Annotated in this window: 12 protein-coding genes; 8 read left to right on the top strand and 4 right to left on the bottom strand. The window is 65.6% G+C overall.

Annotated elements, in window-relative coordinates; translation table 11 throughout:
- The first annotated feature begins 9 nt into the window (after positions 1-9).
- The 4 genes from ACZ48C_RS15415 (at position 10) to ACZ48C_RS15400 (ending at position 5,320) form a co-directional block, all read left to right on the top strand.
- Positions 10-1,428 (top strand): FAD-binding oxidoreductase, encoded by a 1,419-nt coding sequence (locus ACZ48C_RS15415; RefSeq protein ID WP_464781638.1) that lies wholly within the window; start codon positions 10-12, stop codon positions 1,426-1,428.
- 21 nt (positions 1,429-1,449) lie between these two features.
- Positions 1,450-2,973, top strand: coding sequence for an L-piperidine-6-carboxylate dehydrogenase (amaB, locus tag ACZ48C_RS15410; protein ID WP_160787632.1), 1,524 nt, complete (start codon positions 1,450-1,452; stop codon positions 2,971-2,973).
- Between the two features lie 22 nt (positions 2,974-2,995).
- Entirely contained in the window at positions 2,996-4,228 is a 1,233-nt protein-coding gene (locus ACZ48C_RS15405; protein ID WP_464781637.1) for a pyridoxal phosphate-dependent aminotransferase, read from the top strand.
- Between the two features lie 132 nt (positions 4,229-4,360).
- Positions 4,361-5,320: a MerR family transcriptional regulator gene (locus ACZ48C_RS15400; RefSeq protein ID WP_464781636.1), complete on the top strand. Its 960-nt coding sequence runs from the start codon at positions 4,361-4,363 to the stop codon at positions 5,318-5,320.
- A 134-nt stretch (positions 5,321-5,454) separates the two neighbouring features.
- On the opposite strand, the gene ACZ48C_RS15395 is transcribed toward ACZ48C_RS15400, so the two are convergent.
- The gene (locus ACZ48C_RS15395) at positions 5,455-6,555 is read right to left on the bottom strand and encodes a saccharopine dehydrogenase family protein (protein WP_464781635.1); all 1,101 of its coding nucleotides are present in this window, start codon (positions 6,553-6,555) and stop codon (positions 5,455-5,457) included.
- 112 nt (positions 6,556-6,667) lie between these two features.
- On the opposite strand from ACZ48C_RS15395, the gene ACZ48C_RS15390 reads away from it, so the two are divergent.
- Positions 6,668-7,108, top strand: coding sequence for an Lrp/AsnC family transcriptional regulator (locus tag ACZ48C_RS15390; protein WP_119257878.1), 441 nt, complete (start codon positions 6,668-6,670; stop codon positions 7,106-7,108).
- Between the two features lie 60 nt (positions 7,109-7,168).
- Here ACZ48C_RS15390 and ACZ48C_RS15385 read toward each other — a convergent pair whose 3' ends face one another.
- Positions 7,169-8,422, bottom strand: a complete 1,254-nt coding sequence (locus ACZ48C_RS15385; RefSeq protein WP_454634040.1) for an NAD(P)/FAD-dependent oxidoreductase — start codon at positions 8,420-8,422, stop codon at positions 7,169-7,171.
- Between the two features lie 71 nt (positions 8,423-8,493).
- Complete coding sequence (locus ACZ48C_RS15380) at positions 8,494-9,147, bottom strand: GntR family transcriptional regulator (protein ID WP_245424875.1); 654 nt, start codon at positions 9,145-9,147, stop codon at positions 8,494-8,496.
- A gap of 179 nt (positions 9,148-9,326) precedes the next feature.
- Here ACZ48C_RS15380 and ACZ48C_RS15375 point away from each other — a divergent pair, with 179 nt between their 5' ends.
- Together ACZ48C_RS15375 and ACZ48C_RS15370 are read left to right on the top strand one after the other, a co-directional pair.
- Positions 9,327-10,676 carry a glutamine synthetase family protein gene (locus ACZ48C_RS15375; protein ID WP_318910273.1) on the top strand — a complete coding sequence of 450 codons (1,350 nt, stop codon included), beginning with the start codon at positions 9,327-9,329 and terminating at the stop codon, positions 10,674-10,676.
- Complete coding sequence (locus tag ACZ48C_RS15370) at positions 10,676-11,980, top strand: NAD(P)/FAD-dependent oxidoreductase (RefSeq protein ID WP_464781634.1); 1,305 nt, start codon at positions 10,676-10,678, stop codon at positions 11,978-11,980. The genes ACZ48C_RS15375 and ACZ48C_RS15370 overlap by 1 nt, the downstream gene beginning before the upstream one ends.
- Positions 11,981-12,043: 63 nt before the next feature.
- Here ACZ48C_RS15370 and ACZ48C_RS15365 read toward each other — a convergent pair whose 3' ends face one another.
- A complete protein-coding gene (locus ACZ48C_RS15365) occupies positions 12,044-13,243 on the bottom strand; it encodes an MFS transporter (RefSeq protein ID WP_119257874.1) in 1,200 nt (399 codons plus the stop codon).
- 106 nt (positions 13,244-13,349) lie between these two features.
- On the opposite strand from ACZ48C_RS15365, the gene ACZ48C_RS15360 reads away from it, so the two are divergent.
- Positions 13,350-14,171 carry an AraC family transcriptional regulator gene (locus ACZ48C_RS15360; RefSeq protein WP_424549561.1) on the top strand — a complete coding sequence of 274 codons (822 nt, stop codon included), beginning with the start codon at positions 13,350-13,352 and terminating at the stop codon, positions 14,169-14,171.
- Positions 14,172-14,230: the final 59 nt, after the last annotated feature.

The following is a 14,230-nucleotide window of genomic DNA, read 5'->3' as shown; positions in this document are numbered from 1 at the left end:
GACGCCAGCATGATCGAGGCAGGGCATATCGAAGCGCTGAAAAGCCTCGTCGGTGAGAAGGGTCTTCTCACCGCGCCCGCCGACGTGTCCGCATACGAGACCGGCGCGCGCTACGACAAGGGACGCGCCGCCTTCGTCGCCCGCCCGGCGACGACCGCGGAAACCTCCGCCGTCGTTTCCTATTGCGTGCGGAACGCCATCGCCCTCGTGCCGCAATCCGGCAATACCGGCCTCGTTTCCGGCTCGACGCCGGACGGGAGCGGAAGCCAGGGCATCCTCAGCCTCGACCGCCTGACCGCGCCTTTCGAACTGGACCGCGTCAACCGCACGGTCAGGGCAGGCGCAGGCCTTCGCCTTTCCGATCTCAACGGCAGGCTGGAAGAGACCGGCCTCTTCTTCCCGATCGACCTCGGCGCTGATCCGCGCCTTGGCGGCATGATCGCGACGAATACCGGCGGCTCGCGCTTCCTGCGCTACGGCGATGTCCGCCGCAACACGCTCGGCCTCACCGTCGTTCTCGCCGACGAGGCGGGCACCGTGCTCGACCTCTCCTCCGGCCTGCGCAAGAACAATACCGGCGTCGACTGGAAGCAGCTCTTCATCGGCACGTCCGGCGCCTTCGGCATCGTCACCGAATGCGTGCTGAATCTCGAGCCTGCGCCGAAGCAGTCGGCGACGGCCCTCCTCGTGCCGGCCTCGGAAGAACAGGTCGCGACCCTGCTGGTCGCCATGGAAGATGCGCTCGGCAGCTATCTCTCGGCCTTCGAGGGCATGTCGGGCAATGCCGTGCGCGCCGCGCTCGATCATGTGCCCTCGCTGCGCAATCCCTTCCAGGGCGGCATCGTGCCGGATTTCGTGATCCTTGCGGAAATCTCCCGCTCCACCCCGCTCCGCGAGGGCGAGCAGCCGCTCGACGCGGTGCTGGAGGAAGTGCTGGCCGCGATCTGGGAGCGGGAGGACGCGCCGTTGGCCGACGCCTTCGTCGGCCCGCCGCACGAGATCTGGGCGCTGCGCCATGCGCTTTCGGAAGGCGTGAAGCATAGCGGGCGATTGATCGCCTTCGATCTTGCTTTCCGCAGGGGTGACATCATGCCCTTCCTCGCCCATATGAAGGCGGAAATGCCGAACCACTTCGAGGACGTGACGATCTGCGACTTCGGCCATATCGGCGATGGCGGCGTGCACTTCAACCTCGTCGTGGCGAAGGACGATCCGCGCCTTGCCGATCCCGATTTCGAGGCGGACCTGCGCGAATGGGTCTTCACGGTCGCGGTCGAGCGGTTCGAGGGAAGCTTTTCCGCCGAGCATGCCATCGGCCGCAAGAACCAGGCTTTCTACGACAGATACACCCCGGACGAGATCCGCAGGCTTGCGGCCGGGTTGAAAACCATCACTTCGCCGGGCCCGCTCGGCGCCATCACCTTCTGAGAGACAACAGGGAGATACCCGATGACGAAAGTCGACGTGAAAACCGAAACCGCAGCCCTTCTCGACAAGCTCGGCGTTGCCCGCGCTGACTGGCAGGGTGGCGACATGGCCTCCTTCAGCCCGGTCAGCGGCGAGGAGATCGGCAAGCTGAAGACCGTCTCGGCCGCCGAGACGAACAAGGCGATCGACGCCGCCCACGAAGCCTTCAAGGCCTGGCGTCTCGTTCCGGCTCCCAAGCGCGGCGAACTCGTTCGTCTGCTCGGCGAAGAGCTGCGTGCCTCCAAGGCCGATCTCGGCCGCCTCGTCTCCATCGAAGCCGGCAAGATCACCTCCGAAGGCCTCGGCGAAGTGCAGGAAATGATCGACATCTGCGATTTCGCCGTCGGTCTCTCCCGCCAGCTCTACGGCCTGACGATCGCCACCGAGCGCCCCGGCCACCGCATGATGGAAACCTGGCACCCGCTCGGCGTCGTCGGCATCATCTCGGCCTTCAACTTCCCGGTCGCCGTCTGGTCGTGGAACGCGGCCCTGGCGCTCGTCGCCGGCAACTCCATCGTCTGGAAGCCCTCTGAAAAGACCCCGCTGACGGCGCTGGCCTGCCAGGCGATCTTCGAGCGCGCGCTTGCCCGCTTCGGCGACGCCCCGGCAAACCTGTCGATCGTCCTCATCGGCGACCGCACCATCGGCGAGGCCCTCGTCGACAACCACAAGGTCGCGCTCGTCTCTGCCACCGGCTCCACCCGCATGGGCAAGGAAGTCGGCCCGCGTCTCGCCAAGCGTTTCGCCCGCTCGATCCTCGAGCTCGGCGGCAACAATGCCGGCATCGTCTGCCCCTCGGCCGACCTCGACATGGCGCTGCGCGCGATTGCCTTCGGCGCCATGGGCACCGCCGGCCAGCGCTGCACCACGCTGCGCCGCCTCTTCGTGCATGACAGCGTCTACGACCAGCTCGTTCCGCGCCTGAAGAAGGCCTACACCAGCGTTTCCGTCGGCAACCCGCTCGAAACCTCCGCTCTCGTCGGCCCGCTGGTCGACAAGCAGGCCTTCGACGGCATGCAGAAGGCAATCGCAGCGGCCAAGGCCGAGGGCGGTTCCGTCACCGGCGGCGAGCGTGTGGCCGAAGCCGGCAAGGACACGGCCTACTACGTCAAGCCCGCCATCGTCGAAATGCCGAAGCAGGCCGGCCCGGTTCTCGAAGAAACCTTCGCGCCGATCCTCTACGTCATGAAGTATTCCGACTTCGAAGCCGTTCTGGAAGACCACAATGCCGTTTCGGCCGGTCTCTCCTCGTCGATCTTCACGCTCAACGTTCAGGAAGCCGAGCGCTTTCTGTCGGCCGACGGTTCGGACTGCGGCATCGCGAACGTCAACATCGGCACCTCGGGGGCTGAAATCGGCGGCGCATTCGGCGGCGAGAAGGAAACCGGCGGCGGCCGCGAATCCGGCTCCGACGCCTGGAAGGCCTACATGCGCCGCGCCACCAACACGGTGAACTACTCGAAGGCACTGCCGCTCGCCCAGGGCGTCTCCTTTGATATCGAATAACGGCGACATCGAGTAACCGACCATGAACAGCCAGACCAAGATCGAGGAGGCGGGCTTTGTGCCCGCCTCGCGCATCGCCGCCATCGGCGTTTCGAAAATCCTGCAGATCGGCGCCCGCGCGAGCGCCATGAAGAAGGAAGGCCTGCCGGTCATCATCCTCGGCGCCGGCGAGCCTGACTTCGATACGCCCGACAACGTCAAGGCCGCCGCCAAGGCCGCCATCGACAAGGGCGACACCAAGTACACCGCGCTCGACGGCACGCCGGAACTGAAGAAGGCGATCTCGGAAAAGTTCCGCCGCGAGAACGGCGTCGATTACGCGATCGACGAAGTCACCGTCGCGACGGGCGCCAAGCAGATCCTCTTCAACGCCTTCATGGCGACGGTCAATCCGGGCGACGAGGTGATTATCCCGACGCCCTACTGGACGTCCTATTCCGACATCGTGGAGATCTGCGGCGGCGTGCCGGTGCTGATCCCCTGCGACGCGGAAGCCGGCTTCCGCCTGAAGGCCGAACAGCTGGAAAAGGCGATCACGCCGAAGACCCGCTGGGTGCTCTTCAACTCGCCGTCGAACCCGTCGGGCGCCGCCTACAGTGAGGCCGACTACCGCCCGCTGCTCGACGTGCTACTGCGTCATCCGCATGTCTGGCTGATGGTCGACGACATGTACGAGCACATCGTCTATGAAGGCTTCAAGTTCGTGACCCCGGCCGCCATCGAGCCGCGCCTGAAAAGCCGCGCGCTGACGATCAACGGCGTCTCGAAGGCCTATGCGATGACCGGCTGGCGCATCGGCTATGCCGGCGGCCCGAAGGCGCTGATCAAGGCCATGGCCGTGATCCAGAGCCAGGCGACCTCCTGCCCGTCTTCGGTCAGCCAGGCCGCTTCGGTCGAGGCGCTGAACGGCCCCCAGGACTTCCTGAAGGACCGCCAGGCGAGCTTCAAGCACCGCCGCGACCTCGTCGTTTCCGCGCTGAACGCCATTCCCGGCCTTGCCTGCCGCACCCCGGAAGGTGCGTTCTACACCTTCTCCGGCTGCGCCGGCGTGATCGGCAAGACGACGCCGAAGGGCAAGCGCATCGAGGCCGACAGCGACTTCACGGATTACCTCCTCGAAGACGCGAATGTCGCCGTCGTCCCGGGCTCGGCCTTCGGCCTCTCGCCCTATTTCCGCATCTCCTACGCCACGTCGGAAGCGGAATTGACGGAAGCGCTGAAGCGCATCGCAGAGGCCTGCGCACGGCTTTCCTGAGCCGCCACGCACCTTGTCTTTTCGGCCCGCCGCAGCCAGCCTGCGGCGGGTTTTTCTTTGCCGAAACCTCTGCTTGACCCGGCCCCGGGGGCCGGCCGCATAAGAGGATGGTGAACGACAGGGAGGTGATTCGTGCGCAGGTCCGGCCTTCATCTGACCGCCGCTGAAGCGGCAAGGGAACTTAGCGTCTCGGCCAAGGCTCTCCGGCTCTACGAGCAGAATGGATTGCTGGCGCCGCTGCGCACGGCTGCCGGCTGGCGGATATACGGTCCGTCCGAATTGGCCCGCGCAAGGGAAGTCGCCGCCTTGCGGCGGCTCGGAATGGGCCTTGCGCAGATCGAGGCCGTCCTGTCGGCCGATGGCGACAATCTCGCCGCCGCGCTCGCCGCCCATCAGGCCGGCCTCGAGCGCCAGCTCGATGATCTGGCCGAGACCGTGCGATCCGTGGAGGCGGTGCGAAAGCAAACGGTATCGGTGGCGGAGAGGGCGATTTCGCTGGAATTGCCATGGCCCTGGGGCAGCGAGCGGTTCGAACTCCCGGCCATCAAGCCGGTCACCTACATCACCGGCCCCCTGGGAAGCGGCAAGACGCGGCTGGCGCAGGCGATTGCCGAAGCCTTGCCCGATGCCGCCTTTATCGGCCTGGAGCGGTTGGCGGGCAGCGACGCGGCAGTGCAGGCGCGAAGCGACAGCCATCTTCGCCGGCTTGTCGAGCAGGGCGCGAACCTCTCGCCGGCCCTGACGGCGTTGATCCTCGCCATCGAAGCCTCGCAGGCGGCGGCCCTTGTCATCGATATGGTCGAGCAGGGACTGGATCAGGCCACGCAGCAGGTGCTGCGGCGCTATCTGCGAAGCCGGCCTTTCGGGAAACGCCCGCTGTTCCTGCTCACGCGCTCCTCGTCGATCCTCGACCTTTCGGATATCTGCGCGAACGAAACCATCCTCTACTGCCCGGCCAATCACGACATGCCGATGGTCGTGTCACCCCATAAGGGCGCGCGGGGTTACGAGGCGGTCGCGACATGCGTTGCGACACCGGCCGTGCGGTCGCGGACGGAGGGCGTGATCGCCTTTCGGCCGAGCGCTGCCTGATTGCAAAAGAAAAGGGCCTCGTAGAGGCCCCATTTTTATCTGTTCGCGCCTTGCTGGCGTTCTCTCTTCCCCGCGGCCGGGCCACGATGCGAAAACGCCCCGGTCTGGCCGGGGCGTTGAAGAGGTCGGAAAAATCAGGCGGCGCGGGCGCCGTGGTTTTCCTGGGCGTAGTAGTGGCCGAAGCGGTTGGCGAGGAAGGCGTCGAGGGCGATTTCTTCCTGGCGAACGAAGCCTTCGGCGCGCAGCGAGCCGTCAGCCAGCATGTCGAGCACGGCGCAGATCGAGCCTGCCGTCGTGATCTGGATGGCGGAATGCAGCACGCCGGCGACCGGAGCGCTATAGACCTTGTTGGCGTAGGTTTCCTGGATCAGGCGGCCACCCTTGCGACCGGAAACGGTCACGAAGATGATCACGACGTCCTGCGTGGTGGTCGGCAGGGCGTTTTCGAAGATGTCCTTCAGGACTTCGCGACGATGGCGCAGGCCGAGGTCGTTGAGCAGCGCCTTCATGATGGCGGCGTGGCCCGGATAGCGGATCGTGCGGTAGTTGAGCGTGCGAACCTTGCCCTTCAGCGTCTCGCAGAGCGTGCCGAGGCCGCCCGAGGTGTTGAAGGCTTCGTAGGTGACGCCGTCGAGCGAGAATTCTTCACGCTCTTCGAGGGCCGGAACCTCGATCAGCGCGCCTTCGACGATGGCTTCGCAGGGCTCGATATATTCGTTGATGACGCCGTCCGTGCTCCAGGTCAGGTTATAGTTGAGAGCGTTGGACGGGTACTGCGGCAGGGCGCCGACGCGCATGCGAACGCTGTCGAGCGTGTCGAAGCGGCTTGCGAGATCGTTGGCGACGATGGAGATGAAGCCCGGTGCGAGGCCGCACTGCGGAATGAAGGCCGTCTTGGCGTTCTCGGCGATGCGCTTGACCTGGCGGGTGGATTCGACGTCTTCCGTGAGGTCGAGATAGTGCACGCCGGCAGCGGCGGCAGCTTCGGCGATTGCGATCGTCAGGTGGTAGGGCGCGGCGGAGAGGACGGCGAACTTGCCGGTGAGCAGCGCCTTCATGGCGGCAGCGTCGGCGATGTCGACGACGGCGGTCGAGACGGCCTCGTGCTTCTCGATGGCGGCCAGCTGCTCTTCCGAGCGGTCGGCGACGGTGACGCGGTAGTCCCCGCTATGGGCCAGCATGCGCGCGATGGTCGAGCCGATCTTGCCTGCGCCGATGACGACGATGTCCTTCATGTGATTACCCTCCGGCATGAATTGATGCGCCTATTTTGAGGGCGGGCACTGTCGATTTAAAGCGCCACATCTGACATAATGCGTCATCGATATCGGCAGAACGACGGTAAAAATGAGCATTTCGACGTTAGGACCCAAGGATCGCGAACTTCTCGCCATTCTCAGCGAGAACGCCCGCGAGCAGACGGCGACCATCGCCCGCAAGCTGGGCCTGTCACGCACCACCGTGCAGGCGAAGATCGACCGACTGGAGCGCGACGGCGTGATCGCCGGCTATGGCGTGAAGCTCTCCGACGCCTATGAGAGCGGCATGGTGAAGGCCCACGTGCTGATCACCATCGCACCCAAGACCCTCGCCCGCATCACGACGGACCTGCATGCCATTTCCGCCGTGCGCACGCTGCATTCGGTCAGCGGCAGCTTCGACCTCATCGCCGTGGTGGAGGCTACGTCGATTGCGGAGCTGGACCACCTGATCGACCGCATCGGCGCCATCGACGGCGTGGAGCGCACGCTGTCGTCGATCATCCTGTCGACGCGGATCCGGCGGTAGGCGAGGGGTGAGCGGGAAGGGCGAGGCGGCCAAGTTCAATCAAGGCAAGGCTCGTCACCTTCACGCGATGAACCGCTCCGGCCGGTACGGCCCGATATTGATTGTCGTCCGCTCACCGAGCATCTTCTCCGCCAGGACGCGGCCGGTGATGGGGCCGAGGGTCATGCCGTGGTGGGCGTGGCCGAAGGCGAACCAGAGGCCGGCGTGGCGCGGGGCCTTGCCGATGATCGGCATCATGTCCGGCGTGCAGGGGCGGGCGCCCATCCAGGGCTCCTCGTCGCGGCGTTCGGCGAGCGGGAAGAATTCGCGGGCGACCTTTTCGGCGCGGCGAAGCTGGACCGGGGTCTTGCGCGCATCGCGCCGGGCAAATTCCGCGCCGGTGGTGAGGCGGATGCCGCGCAGCATGGGCGCGAGGAAATAGCCGCGCTCGGCGTCGAGCACCCAGTTGTTGAGCGTTGCGCCTTCCTCCGCGCCGTAGTGCATGTGGTAGCCGCGCTTGACGGCGAGCGGGAAATGGTAGCCGAGCTTGCGTGTCACCGTATCGGCCCAGGGGCCGAGGGCGACGACGACGTCCTTCGCCTCCAGCGGGCCTTCCGGCGTGGCGATGCGCCAGCCTTCGCCTTCGAGCACATGCTCGATGGTCGCCGCGTCGCCTGATTTGAGCATGCCGCCGAGCGACTGGAAATAGGCGAGGTAGCGCTTCAGCAGGCTCTGCGGATCGCGGATCGACCAGGGATCGGTCCAGCGCAGGCCTCCGGTCAGTTCCGCGCGGATATGCGGCTCGGCGGCGGCGACCTCGGCGGTCGTCAGCTTCTGGTGGTTGACGCCGAAATTGGCCGAAAGTTTCTCCGCTTCCGCATAGGCCTTGTCCCGCTCTTTCTCCGTGCGAAAAACCTTCATCCAGCCGTCCTTGCGGATGAGGTCGTCGGCGCCGGAGGCGGCGATCAGGTCGGCATGCTCGCTGATCGAATGCTCGATGAGCGGGGCATAGAGATGGGCGATGCTCTGGTGCTGGCGGAAGCCGGAATGCCACCAGTAGCGGGCAAGGAAAGGAATGATGCCGGGGATCGCCGAGGGGTGGTAATGCGCGTCGATGGTGTTGTTCAGCGCATAGCGGAAGAGCGCGCCGAAATCGTGCGGGAAACCGTAGGGATAGACGCCCTCACGCTGGATGAGGCCGGCATTGCCGTAGGAGGTCTCTTCCGCCGGCCCGCGGCGGTCGACCAGCACAACCGACTTGCCGCGCCGCGCCAGGTGGATCGCGGTGGAAATGCCGACCACGCCCGCACCGAGAACAATGACATCCGTCTTCATCTGCATGCCCCGAGGATTCTACCTTGCCCATCAATGCATCGACGCCTCGGGCAAGGCAACAGCCGTGCAGGCTATTGGCCGGCAAGCCGCAGCAGGTTCTCGATGGCCGAGCGCTCGAAACCGCCGATTCCCTCGGAAATGTCGGCCTTGATGGCGGCGGCTACGGCATCCTCGTCGCGCTTGCGCAACGCCGCGATCGCCTCCTGGTGGCGGTCGACGAAGTAGAGCTGGGCGACATGCTCCATGGCGATGCCGAGGAAAGGGCCGAGCTGCAGCCAGACGCTCTCCACCATCGGCATGATCACCTGCTCGGGATTGGCGGTATAGAGCGTGCGATGGAATTCCTGGTTCAGCAGCAGCGCCGTCGCCTTGTCCTTGCGGGAAATCGCCTCGTCCTGCGCCTTGTCGATCTCGGCGAGCCGGTCGATGCAGCGCTCGGTGATGTGCGGTACGGCCCTGCGGGCGGCGTGCTGCTCCAGCATGGCGCGCAGCGCGACGAGTTCGCCGAAACGGTCGGCCGTCATGCGCGGCACCATGATGCGGCGATTGTCGAGAACGCGCAGCGCTCCCTCGGAGGAAAGGCGGCGCAAGGCCTCGCGCACCGGCGTCGGGCTCGATTCCATGGCTTCGGCGATACCGCGGATCGTCAGCGATTCTCCTGGCCGGATCGAGCCCACCATGATCGCCTGGCGCAGGCGCCGATGCGCATATTCATGCGTCGTCATGCCTTCCGGCCGTGCCAGCGGCTCAAGCGCCAAGTTGCCCAATCCATCCCTCCTGTGACAGGCTATGGCGTGCTGCCCTGCCTTTGTGACAGGTTCTAGCAGCTTGACCGGCGACAAGAAAGTGTGCATATCTGCAAAATGTGATCACAAAAATAATTATGTGATATGGATAGGGGATCATGACGCTCAACGAAGACTCCGAATGGCTGATCAATGCCGATGGCGTGGAAAGCATCCAGGCCGTCGTCTGCGACCTCAACGGTATTCTGCGGGGCAAGCGCGTTCCCGTCGGGCAGGCGGAGAAGGTGCTGAAAGGCGGAATCCGCATGCCGCTCTCCATCGTCGGCGTCGACGTGTGGGGCGAGGACATCGTCGGCTCCAGCCATGTCTTCGCCTCGGGCGACATGGACGGCATCTGCGCGGCGACCGGCCGCGGCGCGCTGCCCGTCAGCTGGACGCTGAAGCCGTCCGCCGTCGTGCCGCTCTGGCTGTTCAAGGAGAATGGCGATCCCTTCCTCGCCGATCCGCGCCAGGCGCTCGCCCATATCGTGCGGCAGTATCACGAGCTTGGCCTTCGCCCGGTCGTCGCCTCGGAGATGGAATTCTACCTGATCGACGCCGAGCCGGACCATGCCGAGCCGCCGATCTCGCCCTATACCGGCAAGCGCCTCGATTCTGACGCCATCCTTTCCATCGACGAACTTGACGATTTCGGCCAGTTCTTCTCCGACGTCTATGCGGAATGCGAGCGGCAGAACGTGCCGGCGGATTCGGCGGTCGCGGAAAACGGCATCGGCCAGTTCGAGATCAACCTCATCCATTCCGACGATCCGCTGAAGGCGGCGGACGACGCGCTGTTCTTCAAGCGCATCATCAAGGGCGTCGCGCGCAAGCACGGCTTTGCCGCCACCTTCATGGCCAAGCCCTACGGCATGCGTTCGGGCAGCGGCATGCACATGCATTTCAGCGTGATCGACGAGGACGGCAACAATGTCTTCGACGACGGCACCGCCGAGGGGTCGGCGATCATGAAGCATGCGGTCGCGGGCCTGACGCGCGGCATGGCGGAATCGACCCTGCTCTTCGCCCCGCACTACAATTCCTACCGGCGCCTGCGTCCCGACACCCACGCCCCGACCTCGATCTCCTGGGGCTACGAGAACCGCACCGCCGCCATCCGCATTCCCGGCGGCAACAACAAGGCGCGGCGCATCGAGCATCGCGTTGCCGGCGCGGACGCCAATCCCTATCTGGTCATGGCCGGCATCCTCGGCGCCGCCCTCGTCGGCATCCGCAACAAGTGGGAGCCGCCGGCGCCGGTCTCCGGCCGGGCCTATCTCTCGCAGTTGCCGCGTATCCCGAGCGAATGGGGTTCGGCCGTCACCGCCTTCGAGAACGGCTCGATCGTCTCGGAGATCTTCGACCAGGATCTCCGTTCCATGCTGATCGCCTGCAAGCGGCAGGAAATCGCCGGTTTTGCCGAACAGGTGACCGACTTCGAATTCAGCGCCTATCTGGAAATCGTCTGATGGCCAACAACCAGTCCTATGCCGGCAACGGCGCCTATCCCGACAGCTACTACGCCGCCTCCCGCAACATCATCCGCACGCCGAAGGTGCTGGAAGGCGCGGTCACGGCCGACGTCGCCGTGCTCGGCGCGGGCTATTCCGGCCTTTCCACCGCCATCCACCTCGCCGAAAAGGGCTACAAGGTGGTGATGGTGGAAGGTGCGGGCATCGGCTGGGGGGCGTCCGGGCGCAACGGCGGGCAGGTCGTCAATGGCCTTAACGCCAGCCTCGACACGATCAAGCGCCGCTACGGCGACCAGGCCGGCGCCTTCGTCGGCAGCCTCGTGCAGGAAGGCGGCAAGATCATCCGCCGCCTCGTCTCTGAGTACGAGATCGATTGCGACCTGAAGAACGGCAACATCTACGCCGCCTATACGCCCGCCCACATGAAGGAGCTGGAGCACAAGAAGGCGCTGTGGAAGAGCTATGGCATGGACGACCACCAGATGCTGGACAAGGCGGCCATGCGCAAGCTGGTGGATACCGACGCCTATATCGGCGGCATGCTGGACACGACCGGCGGCCACATGCACCCGCTCAACCTCACCCTCGGCGAGGCGAAGGCGCTGGAATCGCTCGGCGGCGTGATCTACGAGCAGTCGCCCGTCATCCGCGTCGAGCACGAGGCCGAAAAGCCGGTGATCCATACGGCAAAGGGCAGCGTGACGGCGAACACGGCCGTTCTCTGCGGCAATGCCTATCTCGGCCACGTCGTGCCGAAGCTCGTCTCGCGCGTCATGCCGGTCTCCACGCAGATGATCGCGACCGAGCCGCTCGGCGAGCGCGCCGATGCGCTGATCCCGAGCGACATGTGCGTGGAGGACGTGCGCTACATCCTCGATTATTTCCGCCTGTCGGCTGACAAGCGCATGATCTTCGGCGGCGGCACCGTCTATGGTGGCACGGACCCCGCGGATGTGCGCGCGAAAATCCGCCCGAACCTCGAAAAGGTCTTCCCGTCGCTCAAGGGCGTGAAGATCGACTATGCCTGGAGCGGCAATTTCGCGCTTTCCTTCTCGCGCGTGCCGCAGATGGGCAAGATCGGCAAGAACACCTATTTCGCCCATGGCTACAGCGGCCACGGCGTCACCGGCTCGCATCTCTTCGGCAGGATCCTGAGCGAGGCGATCCACGGCGACCTGTCGCGCTTCAGCCAGTTCGAGAAGCTGCCCTGGATCCCCTTCCCGGGCGGGCGCATGTTCCGCGCGCAGTATTCGACCATCGGTTCCTGGTGGTACCAGTTCAAGGATGCCTTCGGGCTTTGAAAAACCGTCTAGTAACGAAAACGCCCGGCGAGAGCCGGGCGTTTTGTTTTGAGGTGGAGGGCCTCAGTGCTTTGCCGGCAGGCGCGGCAGGAAGACCGTGAGGATGCCGAGCAGCGGCATGTAGGAGCAGACCTTGTAGACGAACTCGATGCCGTGGCTGTCGGCGACGCCGCCGAGCAGCGCCGCGCCAAGGCCGCCCGCGCCGAAGGCGAAGCCGAAGAAGATGCCGGCGATCATGCCGACGCGGCCCGGCACCAGTTCCTGTGCGAAGACGACGATGGCGGAGAAGGCCGAGGAGAAGATCAGGCCGATCAGCACCGTCAGGACGCCCGTCCAGAAGAGGTTCGCATAGGGCAGCATCAGCGCGAAGGGGATGACGCCGAGGATCGAGAACCAGATCACGAAGCGCGTGCCGAGCCGGTCGCCGATCGGGCCGCCCATGAAGACGCCGAGCGCGGAGGCGCCGAGGAAGAGGAACAGCATGAGCTGCGCCTGCTGCACGTCGAGGCCGAAGCGCTCGATCGTATAGAAGGTGAAGTAGCTGGAAATGCTGGCGAGATAGGCGTTCTTCGTCGTCGTCAGCAGGACGAGGACGGCGAGCGCCCAGGCGACCCTGCCGCGCGGCAGGGGCAGCTCGCGGCTGGCGGCCGGCCGGCCGGCGGCAAGGCGGCGCTCACCGGCATACCAGTTGCCGACCCAGGTGAGGATGACCATGCCGACCAGCGCGACGGCCGAGAACCAGGCGACGCTCGTCTGGCCGAAGGGCAGCACGATGAAGGCGGCGAGCAGCGGCCCCATCGCCGTGCCGGCATTGCCGCCGACCTGGAACATGGACTGCGCCAGGCCGTGCCGCCCGCCGGACGCGAGGCGCGCGACGCGCGAGGATTCCGGGTGGAAGATCGCCGAGCCGAGGCCGATCAGGCAGGCGCCGAAGACGAGCACGGGGAAGGAATGGGCATAGGCGAGCATGATCAGCCCGACGAAGGTGCTGCCCATGCCGACCGGCAGCGAGAAGGGCATCGGCCAGCGGTCCGTCACGATGCCGACGGCCGGCTGCAGCAGCGAGGCCGTGACCTGGAAAGCCATGGTGAGCAGGCCGATCTGCACGAAATCGAGCGCGTAGTTCTCCTTCAGCAGCGGATAGAGCGACGTCAGCAGCGACTGCATGATGTCGTTCAGCATGTGGCACGCGCTGACGGCGACGATGATGGAATAGGTGGTGGCGGCGGCGCTGCGCGGCGCCGCAGGAACGACAGTCGACATGTTGGCCTCGAAATGATCCGCCAGATCGGCGATTTTTGCTGAAATACAAGGATTGCTTGCGGCCTGCTTTTGTGGTGAGGTCCATTTCTTACGCGAGTGGGCCAAAATGGAAAAACTCAACGCCGCGCGCCTCAGGGCGCTGGATGCCGACCACATCCGCAACCTCGCCCGCATGGAGCAATCCAACGAGGATATCCTCGTCCACAGTTCGGATATTCCGGGCGGCTATACCGTGCCGCGGCATCGCCACCGCCGCACGCAGTTCCTCTGCGTCTTTTCCGGCGTCGTGCTGGTTGCGACCGATCGCGGCCGCTGGATGATCCCGCCCGGCCATGCCCTCGTCATTCCGCGCGGGCTGGAGCATTCCGTCGAGATGTACAGCGATGTCAGCATGCGCTCGGTCTATATCTATTCGCCCGAGGGCCGTGCCGCCACGCTGGAGCCGACCGTGCTCGAGGTGACCGATCTTGCCCGTCAGCTCATCGCCGAAGTGGTGCGGCAGGGCGCGCCGGCGGAGGAGCGCGGGCGGGCGGAGCTGATCATGGCCCTGCTTCTCGACGAGATCGGCCGCCTGCCGGAGCGCCGGCTCGGCCTGCCCTTTCCGGCGAGCGGACGGCTTGCCGGCCTCTGCCGCGATTTCGTCGACCAGCCCTCGCCAACGGCTAAGATCGACGACTGGGCGCGGCGCCTCAACATGAGCCGACGCACCTTCACCCGCTTCTTCCGGCAGGAAATGGGCGTCAGCTTCGTCACCTGGCGTCAGCAGGCCTGTTTGTTCGCCTGCCTGCCGCGCCTTGCCGCCGGCGAGCCGGTGACGCGCGTCGCGCTCGATGCCGGCTACGAGAGCGTGCCGGCCTTCACCACCATGTTCCGCCGCATGCTGGGCACCTCGCCGCGCGCCTACCTCACGAGCCGCAAGGCTGCTTAGGCTTCCGGTCATCGGGGGACTGTTTTCCCGCGGCGTTTGGCGTTAGGAAGGGGTGCGGG

This window comes from Shinella sp. 1A1 (assembly GCF_055379515.1).
This window is presented reverse-complemented; position numbering and strand designations above follow the sequence as displayed.